At 71.5% G+C, this 18,128-nt stretch carries 15 protein-coding genes; 2 read left to right on the top strand and 13 right to left on the bottom strand.

All coding sequences use genetic code 11. From position 1 onward, the window contains the following. Positions 1-3 precede the first annotated feature (3 nt). Positions 4-1,425, top strand: a complete 1,422-nt coding sequence (gene cseC / locus IE313_RS26125) for a two-component system sensor histidine kinase CseC (protein WP_189936349.1) — start codon at positions 4-6, stop codon at positions 1,423-1,425. A 169-nt stretch (positions 1,426-1,594) separates the two neighbouring features. Here the strand turns inward: cseC and IE313_RS26120 are convergent, their stop codons facing one another. The 3 genes from IE313_RS26120 to IE313_RS26110 all read right to left on the bottom strand — a co-directional run bounded on the left by IE313_RS26120 (position 1,595) and on the right by IE313_RS26110 (position 4,454). Beyond that, positions 1,595-2,038 (bottom strand): VOC family protein, encoded by a 444-nt coding sequence (locus tag IE313_RS26120; protein ID WP_189936347.1) that lies wholly within the window; start codon positions 2,036-2,038, stop codon positions 1,595-1,597. Between the two features lie 72 nt (positions 2,039-2,110). After that, a complete protein-coding gene (locus IE313_RS26115) occupies positions 2,111-2,542 on the bottom strand; it encodes a helix-turn-helix transcriptional regulator (RefSeq protein WP_189936417.1) in 432 nt (143 codons plus the stop codon). Between the two features lie 298 nt (positions 2,543-2,840). After that, complete coding sequence (locus IE313_RS26110) at positions 2,841-4,454, bottom strand: MDR family MFS transporter (protein WP_189936345.1); 1,614 nt, start codon at positions 4,452-4,454, stop codon at positions 2,841-2,843. A gap of 165 nt (positions 4,455-4,619) precedes the next feature. Between IE313_RS26110 and IE313_RS26105 the strand changes: the two genes are divergently transcribed. Continuing rightward, positions 4,620-5,198: a TetR/AcrR family transcriptional regulator gene (locus IE313_RS26105; protein WP_189936343.1), complete on the top strand. Its 579-nt coding sequence runs from the start codon at positions 4,620-4,622 to the stop codon at positions 5,196-5,198. A 181-nt stretch (positions 5,199-5,379) separates the two neighbouring features. Here the strand turns inward: IE313_RS26105 and IE313_RS26100 are convergent, their stop codons facing one another. The 10 genes from IE313_RS26100 to IE313_RS26055 form a co-directional block, all read right to left on the bottom strand. Then, complete coding sequence (locus IE313_RS26100) at positions 5,380-6,126, bottom strand: M23 family metallopeptidase (protein WP_189936341.1); 747 nt, start codon at positions 6,124-6,126, stop codon at positions 5,380-5,382. Positions 6,127-7,523: 1,397 nt separating this feature from the next. Then, positions 7,524-10,052 carry an ATP-dependent Clp protease ATP-binding subunit gene (locus IE313_RS26095; protein WP_189936339.1) on the bottom strand — a complete coding sequence of 843 codons (2,529 nt, stop codon included), beginning with the start codon at positions 10,050-10,052 and terminating at the stop codon, positions 7,524-7,526. A gap of 780 nt (positions 10,053-10,832) precedes the next feature. Next, positions 10,833-11,174 carry a histone-like nucleoid-structuring protein Lsr2 gene (locus tag IE313_RS26090; protein ID WP_189936337.1) on the bottom strand — a complete coding sequence of 114 codons (342 nt, stop codon included), beginning with the start codon at positions 11,172-11,174 and terminating at the stop codon, positions 10,833-10,835. Positions 11,175-11,399: 225 nt separating this feature from the next. Next, positions 11,400-11,930 carry an amino-acid N-acetyltransferase gene (locus IE313_RS26085; RefSeq protein ID WP_189936335.1) on the bottom strand — a complete coding sequence of 177 codons (531 nt, stop codon included), beginning with the start codon at positions 11,928-11,930 and terminating at the stop codon, positions 11,400-11,402. 9 nt (positions 11,931-11,939) lie between these two features. Further along, on the bottom strand, positions 11,940-12,599 hold the full coding sequence (locus IE313_RS35525) for a BlaI/MecI/CopY family transcriptional regulator (RefSeq protein ID WP_268256748.1): 660 nt from the start codon (positions 12,597-12,599) through the stop codon (positions 11,940-11,942). A 513-nt stretch (positions 12,600-13,112) separates the two neighbouring features. Beyond that, positions 13,113-13,355 carry a hypothetical protein gene (locus IE313_RS26075; protein WP_189936421.1) on the bottom strand — a complete coding sequence of 81 codons (243 nt, stop codon included), beginning with the start codon at positions 13,353-13,355 and terminating at the stop codon, positions 13,113-13,115. Positions 13,356-13,368: 13 nt separating this feature from the next. After that, complete coding sequence (locus IE313_RS26070) at positions 13,369-14,115, bottom strand: hypothetical protein (RefSeq protein ID WP_229924961.1); 747 nt, start codon at positions 14,113-14,115, stop codon at positions 13,369-13,371. A gap of 276 nt (positions 14,116-14,391) precedes the next feature. Next, positions 14,392-15,189: a type III pantothenate kinase gene (locus IE313_RS26065; protein WP_189936333.1), complete on the bottom strand. Its 798-nt coding sequence runs from the start codon at positions 15,187-15,189 to the stop codon at positions 14,392-14,394. A 5-nt stretch (positions 15,190-15,194) separates the two neighbouring features. Further along, positions 15,195-16,244: a carboxylating nicotinate-nucleotide diphosphorylase gene (nadC, locus tag IE313_RS26060; RefSeq protein WP_189936332.1), complete on the bottom strand. Its 1,050-nt coding sequence runs from the start codon at positions 16,242-16,244 to the stop codon at positions 15,195-15,197. 6 nt (positions 16,245-16,250) lie between these two features. Next, positions 16,251-18,086, bottom strand: a complete 1,836-nt coding sequence (locus IE313_RS26055) for an L-aspartate oxidase (protein ID WP_373317069.1) — start codon at positions 18,084-18,086, stop codon at positions 16,251-16,253. Positions 18,087-18,128: the final 42 nt, after the last annotated feature.

Raw genomic sequence — 18,128 nt, 5'->3', positions numbered from 1 at the left:
GGCATGCGGGATCTGACGACCTCGACCGGCTCCGAGCCGCGCGCGGCCGCGCGTACGGGCTCCGCCGGGCCGTCCCGTGCCGGGCTGCGCACCCGCCTGCTCGGCGGGCTCAGGGTGCGCACCGGTGTGCGGTGGAAGCTGAGCGCGGCGATCGCCCTGGTCGGCGCGCTGATCGCGCTGGCGCTGAGCCTGGTGGTGCACAACGCCGCGATGGTCTCGATGCTGGACAGTTCCCGTGACGTGCAGGACGAGCGCATCCAGTTCGCCCAGCGGATCTACGAGACGACGAGCCGGATGCAGTTCGGCACCACGGTGGACGACCCCAAGCTGCCGCATGTGCTGCGCCAGCGGGCGGAGCAGGGCCGGCGGGCGACGTACGTCTCGGACGGCGGCCCCGGCGGGCCCGACGTGTGGGCCGCCGTGCCGCTGAAGGACGGCCGTGTGCTGTCGCTGCACACCAAGTTCACGGAGGGCAGCGCGCGGGTGATGAAGGACCTCGACCAGGCCCTGCTCATCGGCTCGATCGCGGTGGTGCTGGGCGGCTGCGCGCTGGGCGTGCTGATCGGCGGCCAGCTCTCGCGGCGGCTGCGGAAGGCGGCAGCGGCGGCCGGCGAGGTCGCACAGGGCCAGACGGACGTCCGGGTGCGCGAGGCGATCGGCGGCATGGTGCGCGACGAGACGGACGACCTCGCGCGGGCCGTGGACGCGATGGCGGACACCCTGCGGCAGCGCCTGGAGGCCGAGCGCCGGGTGACGGCGGACATCGCGCACGAGCTGCGCACCCCGGTGACCGGCCTGCTGACGGCGGCGGAGCTGCTGCCGCCCGGGCGGCCGAGCGAACTGGTCAAGGACCGGGCGCAGGCGCTGCGCACCCTGGTCGAGGACGTCCTGGAAGTGGCCCGGCTGGACAGCGCGGCCGAGCGTGCCGAGTTGCAGGACATCATGCTGGGCGAGTTCGTCGCCCGGCGGGTGGCGCTGCTGAACGGGGACGTGCGGGTGGAGGTGCTGCACGAGTCGGAGGTCACCACCGACCCGCGTCGCCTGGAGCGCATCGTGGGCAATCTGCTGGCGAACGCCGCCCGGCACGGCAGGCCGCCCATCGAGGTGACGGTGGAGGGGCGGGTGATCCGGGTGCGGGACCACGGGCCCGGTTTTCCGGCGGAGCTGGTCGCCCGGGGGCCGAGCCGGTTCCGCACCGGCAGTGCCGACCGCGCAGGGCACGGCCACGGACTGGGGCTGACCATCGCGGCGGGCCAGGCGCGGGTGCTGGGCGCCCGGCTGACCTTCCGCAACCTCCGCCCGGCGGGCGCCCCCGACGACGCCCCCGCCGAGGGGGCGGTCGCCGTGCTCTGGCTTCCTGAGCACGCGCCGACCAGTACGGGCAGCTACCCGATGCTCCAGATCCCGCAGCAGCCGCAGGTGTGAAGGCGGGGCTGCCGGCCGGCGCTGGGCCCCGGGTCCAGCCCCGGCCCCGGCGGCCCACGCCCCCACCGCCCCCACCGGCCCCGGCGCCCCGTGCTCCCCGCCCCGCGCCTTCGCGACTCCGCGCCTTCGCGCCTTTCGCGACTGCGCGACTCGTGAGCGTCCGGGGTCGTCAGCCCCAGGTCTTCTCCGGGTCCAGCCCGCCTTCGCGGGGCTGGGTGAACGAGAACCAGTTCCCCGAGTCGTCACGGAAGAGGGCCTCGGTGCCGTAGGGGCGCTCCTGGGGTTCCTGGATGAACTCCACGCCGCGTGCCCTCAGCCGCTCGTAGTCTCCGCGGACGTCGTCGGTGGCGATCACTCCGGCGCCCAGCAGGCCCTTGCTGACCAGCTTCTTCAGCGCCTCGGCGGACTCGGGGTCCATGGCGCCCGCGCCCGGCACCATCAGGGTGAGCTGTACATCGGGCTGGTCCTTCGCGCCCACCGTGAGCCAGCGCATACCGCCCTCGCCCATGGTCATGTCCTGGCGGACCTCCAGGCCCAGCTTCTCGGTGTAGAACTCCTTGGCCCTTTCCTGGTCCAGGACCCAGACGGTGGCAATGGCGAGTCCCTTGATCATCTTGTGCTCCAGCAGGTCAGAGGGTGTGGCTTGCCCCGTCACCGTAGCCAGCGGGCGCGCCGGGCCGCTTCTTCAGAATTGCGCTGTCCCGCCGGGCCCGGCCGGGCGGCCCTCCGCCGGCCCGCCCGGGTCGGACCCCGGCTCCCGGCGGCGGGCCGGGAAGCCGCGGGCCAAGAGCATCACGTAGCAGCCGGGTACCAGGGCGCCGGCACTGCCGACGTGCTTGGCGCGGTACTCGCTCGGGGTGAGGCCGGTCTGTGCCTTGAAGCGGGACGAGAAGGTGCCGACGCTGGTGAAGCCGACCAGGTGGCAGATCTCCGTGACGGACAGGTTCGCGGTGCGCAGCAGTTCCTCGGCCCGCTCGGTCCTGCGGTAGGAGAGGTACTGGCCCGGGGTCTGCCCGTACGCCTCCTTGAAGGTGCGTACGAAGTGGTAGCGGGAGTAGCCGGCGAACGCGGCGACCGCTTCCAGGTCGAGGGCGGGGTCGGCCCAGTCACGGTCCATCGCGTCCTTGGCGAGGCGGAGCTGCCGCAGTCTGTCCACGCCCCCGATGCTGCCACGCCCCACTGACAGTGCCGCAGGACCAGCGCACGGGTGCCCGCGGCCGCGCGCCCGGACTGGTGGGAGGCGCGGTCGGAAGGGGCACGGGAGGAACGTGGCCGACGGGCCGAGCGGCCGCAAGGGGCACGGAAGGAACGTGGCCGAAGGGCCGAGCGGCCGCAGCCCGGCGGAGGGCGGCAGACGAGGGCCCCCGTCGCGCGTCACCGCGCTCCGGGGGCCCTCAGACCGAGGATGGACCTGTTCAGACGGCCTCTGCAACCGTCCGACCGTCCTGCGCGGCGTCCCCTTCCGCGCGCTCGGCCGGCTTGTCGGTGCCCGGTGCGCCCTCGGGGCCGGCGCCCCGCAGCGGCGTCTCCTTGACGAAGACCGCCCCGACGAGCGCCACGACGGCCACCACGGCGCCGAGGACGAACGCCACGTGCGTCCCCTCCGACACCGCGTGCTGGTAGGCGTCGCGGGCTGCCGCGGGCAGCTTGGCGAGGCTGGCGGCGTCGAGCTGGGCGGACTTCTCCGTGATCCTGCCGCCGAGCGAGCCGGCCCGCTCGGTCATCACGTCCTTGACCCGCGAGTTGAAGAGCGCGCCCATGACCGCGACGCCGAAGGAGGAGCCGAGGGTGCGGAAGAGCGTGGTGGAGGAGGAGGCGACGCCCATGTCCTTCATCTCCACGCTGTTCTGCGCGACCAGCATGGTGATCTGCATCAGGCAGCCCATGCCGGCGCCGAGCACCACCATGTACAGCCCGGAGGTGAGCCGCGAGGTGCCGGTGTCCATCTGGGCCATCAGGAAGAGGCCGACGATCATCAGCACGGTTCCGACGATCGGGAAGACCTTGTAGCGCCCCGTGCTGGTGGTGACACGGCCCGCGACCAGCGAGACGACCAGCATCGACAGCAGCAGCGGGAGCAGCAGCAGGCCGGAGTTGGTGGCGGAGGCGCCCTGCACGGACTGCTGGTACAGCGGCAGGAAGAGCGTCGCGCCGAACATCACGAAGCCGGTGATGAAGCCGATGACCGAGGTCAGGGTGAAGTTGCGGCTGCGGAAGATGTGCAGCGGCATGACGGGCTCGGCGGCCTTCGTCTGGACGAAGACGAAACCGATCAGCGCGGCGACGCCGATGCCGATGAGCTCCATGATGATCGCGGAGCCCCATGCGTACTCGCTGCCGCCCCAGGTGGTGACCAGCACGATCGCGGTGATGCCTAGGGCCAGCAGACCCGCGCCCAGGAAGTCGATCCGGCCCTCCACCCGCTTCCTCGGCAGGTGCAGCACGGCGCTGACGGCGAGCAGTGCGACGACGCCGAGCGGCAGGTTGATGTAGAAGGACCAGCGCCATCCGAGGTGGTCGGTGATGGCACCGCCGACCAGCGGGCCGCCGATCATGGCGACGGCCATCACGGCGGACATCATGCCCATGTACTTGCCCCGCTCCCGGGGCGGAACCAGGTCACCGATGATCGCCATGACGCCGACCATCAGACCGCCCGCGCCCAGGCCCTGGATGGCCCGGAAGCCGATGAGCTGTCCCATGTCCTGCGACATGCCGCTCAGCGCCGAACCGATGAGGAAGACCACAATGGAGGCGAGGAAGCTGCCCTTGCGGCCGTACATGTCGCCGACCTTGCCCCAGATGGGCGTGGAGGCGGCGGTGGCGAGCGTGTAGGAGGCGACCACCCAGGACAGGTGATCCAGACCGCCCAGTTCCCCTACGATCGTCGGCATCGCGGTGCCCACGATCATGTTGTCGAGCATCGCGAGCAGCATCGCGATCATCAGGGCCAGCAGGATGACGCGCACACTGCGCTGCTGTTCGCCGCCCTTGGGCACGGCATCATCCACTTGCTGAACCTGGGGCATGGTGACCAACTCCTCTGGGACATAAGGAGACGACGTGAGGGAGCCGGGCGGAATCCACATACTTACTTGCCGCCCGGCTAGCTGACTGCACGCAAGCAAGGTAATCTGAAACTAGCCGGGCGTCAAGTAAGTTCCAGAGCCATAGAGCCATGAGGAGTCACCACGATGGACGGCACCAAGCAGCACCGGCGCGGCAACACGCGCCAGCGCATCCAGGACGTGGCCCTCGAACTCTTCGCCGAGCAGGGCTACGAGAAGACCTCACTGCGTGAGATCGCCGAACGCCTCGATGTCACCAAGGCCGCGCTGTACTACCACTTCAAGACCAAGGAGGACATCCTCCTCAGCATCTTCGAGGATGTCGGCAAGCCCATGACCGAGCTGATCGACTGGGGCAAGCAGCAGCCGCACACCCTGGAGACCAAGCTCGAACTGCTGCGCCGCTACAGCGAGGCACTCGCCACCGCCTGGCCCATGCTCCGCTTCATGCAGGAGAACCAGGCGACGATCAAGGAACTCATCCCCGGTGAGATGTTCAAGCACCGGATGCTCGCGCTGTACGACCTGATGAAGGAGCCGGACGCCGACCTGACCGACCAGGTCCGCTGCATCAGCGCCATCTTCACGATGCAGGCCGGCACCTTCGCGCTCAAGGACGCGGAAGGCGACCCCGCGGACAAGCGCAGGGCCGTCCTCGAGGTCGCCATGGATCTGGTCACGCAGGCCCACCGCGGCAACCGCTAGTCACCGCGCGGTGCGACCGCGGGCCGCGGGCCGCGGGCCGACGGCCGCTCGCCGCTCGCCGCTCGCCGCTCGCCAGCTACCGGCTACCGGCTACCGGCTACCGGCCAGCGACCGGTAGCCGAACCGTGACCCGGGCGCGGCGCGCGGGTGCCGCGGTCGCGTGCCGCCGCGCCTTGGGCCGTCAGACCCGCAGACCGTGGTGGTGCAGGAAGGTGACGGGGTTCACCGCCGAGCCGTAGTTCGGCGTGGAGCGGATCTCGAAGTGCAGGTGCGGCCCGGTGGTGTTACCGGTGTTGCCGGAGAGGCCGATGCGCTGGCCCTCCTTCACCTTCTCGCCGATGTGCACGTCGATGTGCGACAGGTGCGCGTACTGCGAGTACGTACCGTGACCGTGGTTGATCACGATCGCGTTGCCGTAGGCGGGACCGTCGCCGCCGCCGTTGGGTCCGGCCTTGACGACGACTCCGCTGTGCGCGGCGCCCACGGGCGTACCGATCGGCACGGCGAAGTCCTGGCCGGAGTGCTTGTGCGACCACAGGCCGCCGGCCTGGTTGAAGGAAGCGTTCAGCTTGTAGTGGTGGACCGGCCGCGCCCAGGTCAGCTTGTGGTGCGCCGCCTTCGTGTGGTGGTGGCCGTGCTTCGCGTGGTGGTGGCCGTGCTTCGCCCGGTGCTCGTGGGCAGCATGCTCGTGGCCCTTCCCGTGCGCACCGGGCCCGTGGTGCCCCGCCGACGCGCCATGGGCTGCGGGGTCGACCTGGACGGAGGCAGCGGGCTTGGCCGGTGCGGCGTCCGCGGCGGGGCCGCCGTCCGCAGCGGCCGAGATCCCGGCCCCCAGCGCAGCCGAGGCCCCCACACCAGCGGCGACGACGGCCACGCGGGTACGGAGCCGGGATGCGGCGGGACGACGAGACAGGGCACGCTTCAGCATTCTGAATACCTCCGGATATAAACGGACCCGGCGGATATCACGCCCATCGACGTACATGCCGGGCTGGCCACCCCTTGGTAACGCGCACCCCGGCCCCCGCGTCAAAAAGCCCCGCTACGAAGCGGGGCCGTAGCGGGAGTGCCGGGAATACCCGACCCGACATCCCGTGAATACACAAGCATTACGGTCAAATATGGACTAATGCGGACACTCATCGATGCAGTTCCAGGCCGTTCGACGCCCGTCGCACAGCCCCCGCGGCCATCTCGGGCCCGGCCTCCGTGACCTCTTTCCCATCGCACCGGGACGATCGCACTATTGGGCCTAGTAGGGGCGTAGAAGGCTGTGCGGCATATCACCGGAAGGCCGTGGCATCGGCCCGGTTCATGTGACGCAGACTACTTCCGGGAATTCCGGTCGTCCTCTGCGGTTCCCGCCCCAGGGGGCGACCCGGCGCGTACGGGCGGTGCCCCGGCGTCGCGGGGTACCACCGGAAGGGCTCGCCGGTCGCGGCACGGGCCGCTCACACCACGCATACGAAGACCCCCGTTAGCCCGCGCTCGCGGCACCCGGCCCGCGCACCCTCGCCCGTTGCGCCACGTCCGCACGCCACCCGTCCACCCGCCGCCCGTCCGCGTCCCGGCCGCCGCCCGGACCCCGCGCCGTACCGGCACAGCGCCACACCGGCCCTGCGCCGCACCGGCCGGCCCGCGCACCGCCCGTCGCTGCCGCAGGGTGCCCCGCAGCGGCCGGAGGGAGGCGCCGTCAACGAGCGGCGAACCAACCGACGTGTAGCTGAGCGTGATGAATCTCGGAGAGCCTTCACCGGAGGTGTCCGGCCGGACTCGGGCATACGGCGGAGGTACGGGACGGCGGGTGGGCCGGTGTGCGCACTGCGGGGAAGGGGTCCCGGGAACATCGCTGTCGGATCGTGCGCCAAGCCGTCGACTCCCCCTGCTGGGCGGCCGGTAGAGCGACGACAACCGGCAGGGGCGGAAGACGTCCCGCAGATGACGCCCTGTCATCCGCGGCACCGCCGAACCCCGCCCGCGGCGACGTTGGCGCGGCGCTGCGCGAAGCACCCCCGTCATCGGCAGCAGGAGGGAAGCGGTGCCCGCCGTCGTCCGTCCCCGGTCCGGGAAGGCGCTGACCGCCCGGTCGGCGGCCGATGTCCTCCTCGGCTCGGGCCCGGGCAAGGTGGGAGCCGGGGCCCTCATTGGGGGCCGCGAACCGGTCCGGTGGTGCGGGACCGGCAGCCGATGTCGGGTTTCGCGAGCAGCGAGCGGGCATGCCGGGCGCGGCAAAAAAAGGGGGCTGCCCCCGGTCCGGCGATCCGGTCCGGGGGCGGCCCCACGCCTCCACGAGGCGATCGTGCGCGCGCCGCGCCAGGCGGGCGGCTACGCCTCCTTGCTCAGGTTCGGCCCGGCACCGCCGGCCGCCTGCTCCACGGGAGGCATGTCCGGCAGGGCGGTCTTCTCCTCGCCGCGGAAGGTGAAGGTCTTGGCGTCGCCCTCGCCCTCCGTGTCGACGACCACGATGTGACCGGGACGCAGCTCGCCGAAGAGGATCTTCTCGGAGAGCATGTCCTCGATCTCCCGCTGGATCGTCCGGCGCAGCGGCCGGGCGCCCAGGACGGGGTCGTAGCCCTTCTTGGCGAGCAGCGACTTCGCGGCCGCGCTGAGCTCGATGCCCATGTCGCGGTCCTTCAGCCGCTCGTCCACCTTGCTGATCATGAGGTCGACGATCTGGATGATGTCTTCCTCGGTGAGCTGGTGGAAGACCACCGTGTCGTCGACACGGTTCAGGAACTCCGGGCGGAAGTGCTGCTTCAGCTCGTCGTTGACCTTGGCCTTCATCCGCTCGTACCCGGTCTTGACGTCACCCTGGGCGGCGAAGCCCAGGTTGAAGCCCTTGGAGATGTCCCGGGTACCGAGGTTGGTGGTCATGATGATGACCGTGTTCTTGAAGTCCACGACCCGGCCCTGGGAGTCGGTCAGGCGACCGTCCTCCAGGATCTGCAACAGGGAGTTGAAGATGTCGGCGTGGGCCTTCTCGACCTCGTCGAAGAGGACCACGGAGAACGGCTTGCGGCGCACCTTCTCGGTGAGCTGGCCGCCCTCCTCGTAGCCCACGTATCCGGGCGGGGAGCCGAAGAGGCGGGAGACCGTGTGCTTCTCGCTGAACTCCGACATGTCGAGGGCGATCAGCGCGTCCTCGTCGCCGAAGAGGAACTCGGCGAGCGTCTTGGACAGCTCGGTCTTGCCCACGCCGGACGGGCCCGCGAAGATGAACGAGCCGCCGGGGCGCTTGGGGTCCTTCAGACCCGCACGCGTACGCCGGATGGCCTGGGAGAGCGCCTTGATGGCGTCCTGCTGGCCGATGACGCGCTTGTGGAGCTCGTCCTCCATGCGCAGCAGCCGGCTGGACTCCTCCTCGGTGAGCTTGAACACCGGGATGCCGGTCGCGGTCGCCAGGACCTCGGCGATCAGCTCGCCGTCGACCTCGGCGACGACGTCCATGTCGCCGGCCTTCCACTCCTTCTCCCGCTTGGCCTTGGCGGCGAGGAGCTGCTTCTCCTTGTCGCGCAGCGAGGCGGCCTTCTCGAAGTCCTGCGAGTCGATCGCGGACTCCTTGTCGCGCCGGACGCCCGCGATCTTCTCGTCGAACTCGCGCAGGTCCGGCGGCGCGGTCATCCGGCGGATCCGCATCCGGGAGCCGGCCTCGTCGATCAGGTCGATCGCCTTGTCCGGCAGGAAGCGGTCCGAGATGTACCGGTCGGCCAGGGTGGCGGCCTGGACCAGGGCCTCGTCCGTGATGGAGACGCGGTGGTGCGCCTCGTAGCGGTCGCGCAGGCCCTTCAGGATCTCGATGGTGTGCGGCAGCGACGGCTCCGCGACCTGGATGGGCTGGAAGCGGCGCTCAAGAGCGGCGTCCTTCTCCAGGTGCTTGCGGTACTCGTCGAGCGTGGTGGCACCGATGGTCTGCAGCTCGCCGCGGGCCAGCATCGGCTTGAGGATGCTCGCCGCGTCGATCGCGCCCTCCGCGGCGCCCGCGCCGACCAGGGTGTGCAGCTCGTCGATGAACAGGATGATGTCGCCGCGGGTGCGGATCTCCTTGAGCACCTTCTTCAGGCGCTCCTCGAAGTCACCGCGGTAGCGGGAGCCGGCGACCAGGGCACCGAGGTCGAGGGTGTAGAGGTGCTTGTCCTTGAGGGTCTCGGGCACCTCGCCCTTGACGATGGCCTGGGCCAGGCCCTCGACGACGGCGGTCTTGCCGACACCGGGCTCGCCGATGAGCACCGGGTTGTTCTTGGTACGGCGGGAGAGCACCTGCATGACCCGCTCGATCTCCTTCTCGCGCCCGATGACCGGGTCGAGCTTGGATTCGCGGGCGGCCTGGGTGAGATTCCGGCCGAACTGGTCGAGGACCAGGGACGTGGAGGGGGTGCCCTCGGCGGGGCCGCCGGCGGTGGCGGCCTCCTTGCCTCCCTGGTAACCGGAGAGCAACTGGATGACCTGCTGCCGCACCCGGTTGAGGTCGGCGCCCAGCTTGACCAGGACCTGGGCGGCGACGCCCTCGCCCTCACGGATCAGGCCGAGCAGGATGTGCTCCGTGCCGATGTAGTTGTGGCCCAGTTGAAGGGCCTCCCGGAGCGACAGCTCCAGGACCTTCTTGGCACGGGGGGTGAAGGGGATGTGCCCGGACGGGGCCTGCTGGCCCTGGCCGATGATCTCCTCCACCTGCTGACGGACAGCCTCAAGCGAAATCCCGAGGCTCTCCAGGGCCTTAGCGGCGACACCCTCACCCTCGTGGATCAGGCCCAGGAGGATGTGTTCGGTGCCGATGTAGTTGTGGTTGAGCATCCGGGCTTCTTCCTGAGCCAGGACGACAACCCGCCGCGCGCGGTCGGTGAACCTCTCGAACATCGTTAATCGCTCCTCAGAGCGGTCAGGCAGTAAGGGGACGCTCCCCTCCCTGTCCTTCCGCAGCTTAGTCCCGCAAGCGGGGACCGCTCATTCCAACTGCCGACATCTGTCCGGATGACCCCCGCCCAGACGGGGAAACCCGCTGCCTGACTGCCGACAATTGCTCCAACCCGATGGTGCGAGACGATGTTCCCGCAGGCCAGGCAGATACCCTTGTCTCCAGTACGCCGATGGCGAACGTGAGCCGTGCCCGTCCTGCGTGTCGCCCCTCCCCACTAGGGATGTCTTACCCGCAGGCACGGACAGTCCATGCCGCGCACACCGGTTCCCTCCGCTACGGGCGAACAACCTTGCGTGGCATTGCGCTCCGGCATGCCCCGTTCACCTGTACGCAACGCGTTCGAACGGGGACGAGGCGTGACTCCGCGGCGTTCGCGAAGCTTCCCGCAATTCTCTCCGCCCGCGCACTCGGGGCGTGTTGCCGCGCCGCGCGGCGGCCCTGGCCGCGGCCGGGCCGGAACCGGGCTCCGCCGGTCCCGGTGGGGCCGTGCGCCGATTTCCCGGTGGGTGCGACGGCTCGCAGGGGGCCGCCGTACGGGTGCGGCCCCCGAGCCCGGATACGAGGTCGAGCCGACTCCTCCTGGGCCCGCCCCGGACCGTCCGCGCATGCGGTGCCCACCCCCGTGACGGACGGGACGGCCGGGGCACGCGGTCCGGTGCGGCGCGTGAGCAAGGCGGCCCCCCGCAGCGCCACCGGCTCCGCCCGTCAGACGCCCGCGCTCAGCGGTGGGCGTCCTCGTATGCCTGGCGGATGTTCGCCGGGACGCGGCCCCGGTCGTTGACCTCGTAGCCGTTCTCCTTGGCCCAGGCACGGATCTGCGCGGTGTCCTGGCTGCTGCCGGACGCCGCCGCGGCGCGGGCCTTTCCACGGCCACCCGAGGCACGGCCTCCGGTACGGCGGCCGCCCTTCAGGTAGGGCTCCAGCAGATCACGGAGCTTGTCCGCGTTGGAGGTGGTGAGGTCGATCTCGTAGGTCTTGCCGTCCAGTGCGAACGTGACGGTCTCGTCCGCCTCGCCCCCGTCGAGGTCGTCGACAAGAAGGACCTGAACCTTCTGTGCCACCGTAATTCCTTTCATCGATAACGTGCGGGCCGGTGTCCCGCGGCTCCGGCCGCTGTTTCGCCGTCCCCTTGTTATATGCACTACTGCACTACGTCGGAAAGCAAACCGCTTTTCCCGGAAAAACACAAACCCCTGACAGCGACCAAGGACCCCAAGAGCCCTGGAAACATGCGCGTTTCGGACATAGGGCACCGGGTCGAGTGACGACGGGAATACCGTCGGCGATCACAGATGCAGAAGCATCCGGCTGTTGCCCAAGGTGTTCGGTTTCACCCGTTCGAGACCGAGGAACTCCGCAACGCCCTCGTCATAGGAACGCAGCAGCTCGCTGTAGACATCCGTGTCGACGGGCGTCTCACCGATCTCCACGAAGCCGTGGGCGGCGAAGAAGTCGACTTCGAAGGTGAGGCAGAATACGCGTCGAACACCGAGCCAGCGGGCGGTCTGCAGGAGCTTCTCCAAGAGATGGTGCCCGATCCCGGTGCCCCTGACCACGGGGTGTACGGCGAGTGTGCGCACTTCCGCGAGGTCTTCCCACATCACATGCAGCGCTCCACAGCCCACGACCTGCGCGTTGTCGTCACGCTCGGCCACCCAGAACTCCTGGATGTCCTCGTAAAGCGTCACGGTCGCTTTGTCGAGCAGGATGCCCTTGCGGACGTAGCGGTCCAGGAGGCGGCGCAGTTGCGGGACATCGCTGGTCCTGGCACGCCGGACAGTAAGGGCTTTTGCGGTGACTTCGGGCTCTGCTGGCATGCCCGGACGCTATCGCCCGGCCTCTGTGCGCAGGGACCCGGGGTTCTGCGGCGTTCCGTTCCTGGAAGGCGGGGCCTTGTGCCGTTCGCCGTTCTCGGCGGGCGCGGCGTTCTCGGGGTTCTCCCCGTTCTCGCGGTTCTCGGGCATCTCGGCGTTCCGGGGGTTCCGGGGGTTCTCGCCCCCTCCACCGGCCTCTTCACCGGCCACTTCGCGGACCCCTTCGTCGGCCACTTCGCCGATCCCTTCGGCGTTCTCCGGCTCTTCCGGCTTCTCGTCCTCTTCGGCGTTCTCGCCGGCGACCGGGCTCAGAGGCCCTTGGACGATGCGCATCGCGTCGCGGAGCGCTTCACGCTGCTGCGGCGACATCATGCCGAAGAAGGCGACGAGAGCGGCCGCGGGGTTGTCGCTGCGCGACCACGCCTCGTTCATCAGGGCGGCCGCGTAGGCGGCCCGCGTGGAGACCGCCTCATATCGATAGGCGCGGCCTTCCGCCTCTCGGCGCACCCACCCCTTCTGATGAAGATTGTCCAGGACGGTCATCACGGTGGTGTACGCGATGGTCCGCTCCCGTTGCAGATCTTCCAGGACTTCTCGAACGGTCACGGGGCGGTTCCACTTCCAGACCCGCGTCATGACCGCGTCTTCGAGTTCTCCCAGAGGCCGAGGCACACCTGAACAATAGTCCTGTAAGCACCCGAGAGCGTAACGAACGTGGCTTACGGGGTGAATAGGCGCGAAAAGGACCGAAAGAGGATGTTTTTGCCGCGCCTTCGGGGCCAGGTCCTGGCCGACTTTCAGCCCCTTTTGGAGGCCGGCGTCACAGGACGGCTGCGGGGCCGGGTGCGGAGGCCGGCGTCACAGGACGGCTGCGGGGCCGGGTGCGGAGGCCGGCTTCCGGGGTCTCCCCCCGGACGGGCTCCGGGTCGACCCCGGGCGGACCTTTGCACGCCCTCTTGGCGCCGCCTCCGGGCGTCGTCCCTTCGGCGGGTCACCGATGGCCGCGGGCCGCGGGGCCGTCACGGGAGGGCACCGCGGCGGGGCGCAGCCGTGCCAGGCGGGGCGCAGCCGTGCCAGGCGGGGCTTCGCGCCTTCGCTCGGCGAACGGGGGGCAGGCGGCGGAGGGTCCCGGTGCCGGGGTGGTAGCGGTACGGGGGTGCCGGCGGGTACCGGGGGCCGGGCGGCTCAGCCCCGGGCGTCGCCGCTGCCCGCGCCCGCGGTACCGGCAGCGCTCGCGGTGCCGGCGGCACCGGCCGCCGCGGGGCCCGTCGCGGCGGTGGCGTCGCGGCGGGCGGCGAGCGCGGCGTCGACGGCCGCGTCCTCCTTGCCCTTGTTGGCACCGCCCTGGCTCTTCACCATCGTCACGATCACGCCGATGAAGAGCGCGGCCATCACCACGGGGGGCACAAGCGCAGAAACGTATTCCATGTCCCCAGAGTAGCTACCCGGCCGCCCGCTGCTCCGGCGGGTTCGGGGGCGGCGCGGGCTTGCGCTTGGGCGGGAAGACCTCGGCGGGGGTGGGTACCGGCCGCCCCGGCTCGCCGGGCTTGCGGGGCTTGGGCTCGCCCTCGTGCTCCGGCTCGGCCGCGGGCTCCGGCTCCTCGTCGGGCCTGGCCTCGGTGTCCGGGCGTTCGGCCGGCTCCTGCGGCTCGGACGGCTCCGGCGGGTCCGCGGCGCAGAGTCCGCCGGGCAGCGCCTGCAACCGCCGCCGCGAGGCGGGGACGACGGCACTGCGGGCCGCCGGGGTACCGGGCACGTGCTCGGCGCGGGCGGTGGGGAAGGGGGCGCGATCGGCGAGCTGGACGCTCATGCTCTCCTCCAGGACGGCCCGGCACCGGTCGAGCAGCGCCGCGGCGGCGGAACTGCCGCGCAGCGCCCGCAGGGCCGCGAAGTCGTCGGGTCCCGGCCGGTACGCGGCCTCCAGCGCATCGCCCAGCAGGGCCAGATACCCGGTCGCGGTGCCCGGCAGTGCGGCACGGTAGCGGGCCAGATCGTCGAACAGGAACGCACGGAACCGGGCGCCCTCGCGCGCCGCATCGTCGACGGACTCGGCGAGACGGTGGCAGTCCTGGACGTCCTGCACGGTGGCGGAACTGGGATGGAGGGCGAGGGCGAGGGCGCGGCGGAGCACGCGCAGCTCCGCCGGGGCGAACGCCATGCCGCCGCGGGATCCGTAGGGCGTGGGCATGATGTGACGATAGGGGCTAATCCGACAAATTTGTCTTATCGGGCGTGTTACGGCGTGTACGCGGCCTCCAGGGACCGCGGGCGGTGCGGGGCACGGACAGCGGGCGGATCCCCCACTCGTCCGAGCCCCTGTCGCGGACCGACCGGACCACCCGGGACAGACCGGGACAGACCGACTGGCCGGCCCGACCGACCGGACCGCCCTGGACCGACCTGGACCGCCCCGGACAACCGGCCCGACCGCGCCGACCGCGCCGACCGCGCCGACGGAGGGCGGCTACAGCCGGGAGGCGTTCCTCTCGTACACCAACCGCAGCCCCACCAGCGTCAACCACGGCTCGTGCTCGTCGATCACCGACGCCTCCCCCAGCACCATCGGCGCCAGGCCCCCGGTGGCGATCACCGTCACATCGTCCGGATCGTCCGCCAGCTCCCGGGCCATCCGCCGCACGACCCCGTCGACCTGTCCGGCGAACCCGTAGACGATTCCCGACTGCATCGCCTCGACCGTGTTCTTCCCGATCACACTCCGCGGCCGCGCCAGCTCGATCTTCCGTAGCTGCGCCCCCCGCATCCCCAGGGCGTCCACCGAGATCTCGATCCCGGGCGCGATGACCCCGCCCGCGTACTCACCGCGCGCGGACACCGCGTCGAACGTCGTCGCCGTGCCGAAGTCGACCACGATCGCCGGCCCTCCGTAGAGGTCGACCGCCGCCACCGCGTTGATGATGCGGTCGGCGCCGACCTCCTTGGGGTTGTCCATCAGGATCGGCACACCGGTCTTGATCCCGGGTTCGACGAGCACGGCGGGCACGTCGCCGTAGTACCGGCGCGTGACCTCACGCAGCTCGTGCAGCACGGAGGGCACGGTCGAGCAGATGGAGATCCCGTCGATGCCGTCGCCCAGGTCGTCGCCGAGCAGCGGGTGCATGCCCATGAGCCCCTGGAGCAGCACGGCCAGCTCGTCTGCGGTGCGCCGCGGATCGGTGGAGATGCGCCAGTGCTCGACGATGTCCTCGCCGTCGAAGAGGCCCAGCACCGTATGGGTGTTCCCCACGTCGATCGTCAGCAGCATGACGCCTACTCCGCCCCGTCCCGGGACGCGCCCGTCCCCTCCGCCTCACCCGCAGCCGCGCTCCCCTCGGCCGCGCGCAGATCCAGCCCGATGTCGAGGATCCGCGCGGAGTGCGTGAGCGCGCCCACCGAAAGATAGTCGACGCCCGTCTCGGCGTACGCACGGGCGTCGTCGAGGGTGAGCCGCCCCGAGGACTCCAGGAACGCGCGTCCCTGGACGAGCGCCACGGCCTCCTCGGTCTCGACGACCGTGAAGTTGTCCAGCAGGATCAGGTCGGCGCCCGCGTCCAGCACCTCGCGCAGTTGGTGGAGGGTGTCGACCTCCACCTCGATGGGGAGGTCGGGGTACATCCCGCGCACGGCGGCGAACGCCTGGGCGACGCCGCCCGCGGCCACGACGTGGTTGTCCTTGACGAGGGCCGCGTCGGAGAGGGACATGCGGTGGTTGACGCCGCCGCCGCAGCGCACCGCGAACTTCTCCAGGGCGCGCAGCCCCGGCGTCGTCTTGCGGGTGTCGCGGACCTTCGCCTTCGTGCCCTCCAGTGCGTCCGCCCACGCGCGCGTGGCGGTCGCGATGCCGGAGAGCCGGCACAGGAGGTTGAGCGCGCTGCGCTCGGCGGTGAGCAGGTCCCGGGTCCGCGTGGTGACGCTCAGCAGCCGCTGCCCGGCGATGATCCGGTCGCCGTCCTCGACGTGCCGCTCGACCTCGAACTCCTCGGTGCAGACCACGGAGAGCACCGCCTCCGCGATGCGCAGGCCGGCCACGACGCCGTTCTCGCGCGCGGTGAAGTCGGCGGTGGCGACGGCGTCCTCGGGGATGGTGGCGACGGTGGTGACGTCCACGCCCTCGTCGAGGTCCTCCGCGATGGCCAGGTGCGCGACGTCCTCGACGAGCACGGGATCGAGCCCCTCGTCGGTCAGGAGCTGCGCGAGCGTGGGGTCGAGCCCGCACGCCATGGGGTCGTGCTCCTCGTCGTGCTCCCCCGCGCCGGAGCAGCCGCAGCCCCCCGGTGAGGGGTCCGCCGCGGGGACGAGGGGGAGGTCAGGGGTGCTCACGGTGGCTCACTGCTCCTGGGGGCGCTGCTGGACGGTATCGGACGGGAGAAGGACATCACGGCCCGTGTCACGGCCGGGCGCGGCGGACGGATGGCGGCGGTCCGCGGACGGGGCCGCCGCGCCACCGGGTACCGGCCCCCCGGGCGGCGGGACCGGCGCGCCCGGCCGTACCGGCGGCAGGTCCGCATCCCGGGTGGTGCGCAGCGCAAGGCCGCGGTCGGGGTTCAGTGTGACGACGATATGCCGCCGCCAGCCGGTGTCGTCCCGCTCCGGGTGGTCCAGGCGCCAGTGGCAGCCGCGGGTCTCCGAGCGCTCCCGGGCGGCGGCGACGAGGACCCGGGCGACGCACAGGAGGTTGGTCGCCTCCCAACTGTCGACGCCCGGTTCCGCGGTCTTGCCGTGCTCCCTGAAGGCGTTTCGGGCGTCCTCGTCCAGTTGCCCGAGCCGGGCGGCGGCGCGCTCCAGGGAAGCAGCGGAGCGCAGCACGCCGGCGCCCTCGGTCATGATCCGCTGGACGGCGAACCGGGCCTCCGGGGCCAGCAGCGGATGCTCCGCCGGCTCGGGCGGGGCCGTGGGGGCGGGCACGCGCGCGCGGAGTGCCCCTTCGGCGTGCAGGGCGGCGATGTCGTCGGCGATGCGCTCGGCGTAGACGAGACCTTCGAGGAGGGAGTTGGAGGCGAGGCGGTTGGCGCCGTGCACGCCTGTGCACGCGACCTCGCCGCACGCGTAGAGACCCGGCACGGTGGTGCGGCCGCGGCGGTCGGTGCGTACGCCGCCGGAGGCGTAGTGCGCGGCGGGGGCGACGGGGACGGGCTCGGTGACCGGGTCGATGCCGTGCGCCCGGCAGGCGGCGAGGATGGTGGGGAAGCGGCGCTCCCACATGGCGGCGCCGAAGTGGCGCGCGTCCAGGTACATGTGCTCGGCGCCCTGCTCCTGCATCCGCCGCGTGATCGCCTTGGCGACGATGTCACGCGGCGCCAGCTCGCCCAGCTCGTGCTGCCCGGTCATGAAGCGCACCCCGCCGGCGTCGACGAGGTGGGCGCCCTCACCGCGCACCGCCTCGGAGACCAACGGCTGCTGGCCCTCGGCGTCCGCGCCCAGGAAGAGCACCGTCGGATGGAACTGGACGAACTCGAGGTCGCTGACCTCGGCCCCGGCCCGCAGCGCGAGCGCGACGCCGTCGCCGGTGGACACGGACGGGTTGGTGGTCGCCGAGAACACCTGGCCCATGCCGCCGGTGGCCAGCACCACCGCGGGCGCGTGCACGGCGCCCACGCCGTCGTGCTGCCCCTCGCCCATGACGTGCAGGGTGACGCCCGCGGTGCGGCCCGCGCCGTCCGTCAGGAGGTCGAGGACGAGGGCGTTCCGCACGGTCGGTATGCCGCGTTCGCGCACCGCCGCGACCAGGGCACGGGAGACCTCGGCACCGGTCGCGTCGCCACCCGCATGGGCGATACGGCTCCGGTGGTGGCCACCCTCGCGGGTGAGGGCGATGGCGCCGGTGGCCGCCGAGGTGTCGAAGCGGGCGCCGGTGGCGATCAGGCGCCGCACCGCGTCGGGTCCTTCGGTGACGAGGGTGCGCACCGCGTCCCGGTCGCAGAGCCCGGCCCCGGCGACCAGGGTGTCCTCCAGGTGCTGCTCGGGGGTGTCCCCGTCGCCGAGTGCCGCCGCTATGCCGCCCTGGGCCCAGCGGGTGGAGCCCTCGTCCAGGCTCGCCTTGGTGACGACGACGGTGCGCAGCCCGGCGGCGGCGCAGCGCAGGGCGGCGGTGAGCCCGGCCACTCCGGAGCCGACCACCACCACGTCCGCGCTCTCGGACCAACCGGGGGCGGGGGCGTGCAACCGGGGGCCGGCGGCGGCCCGGGCGGCAGCCCCCGCGGGGCC

The sequence above is a fragment of the Streptomyces sulfonofaciens genome, assembly GCF_014656295.1.
Taxonomy (GTDB): domain Bacteria; phylum Actinomycetota; class Actinomycetes; order Streptomycetales; family Streptomycetaceae; genus Streptomyces; species Streptomyces sulfonofaciens.
The sequence above is the reverse complement of the archived record's forward strand: the minus strand, read 5'-3'. Positions and strand labels throughout refer to the sequence as shown.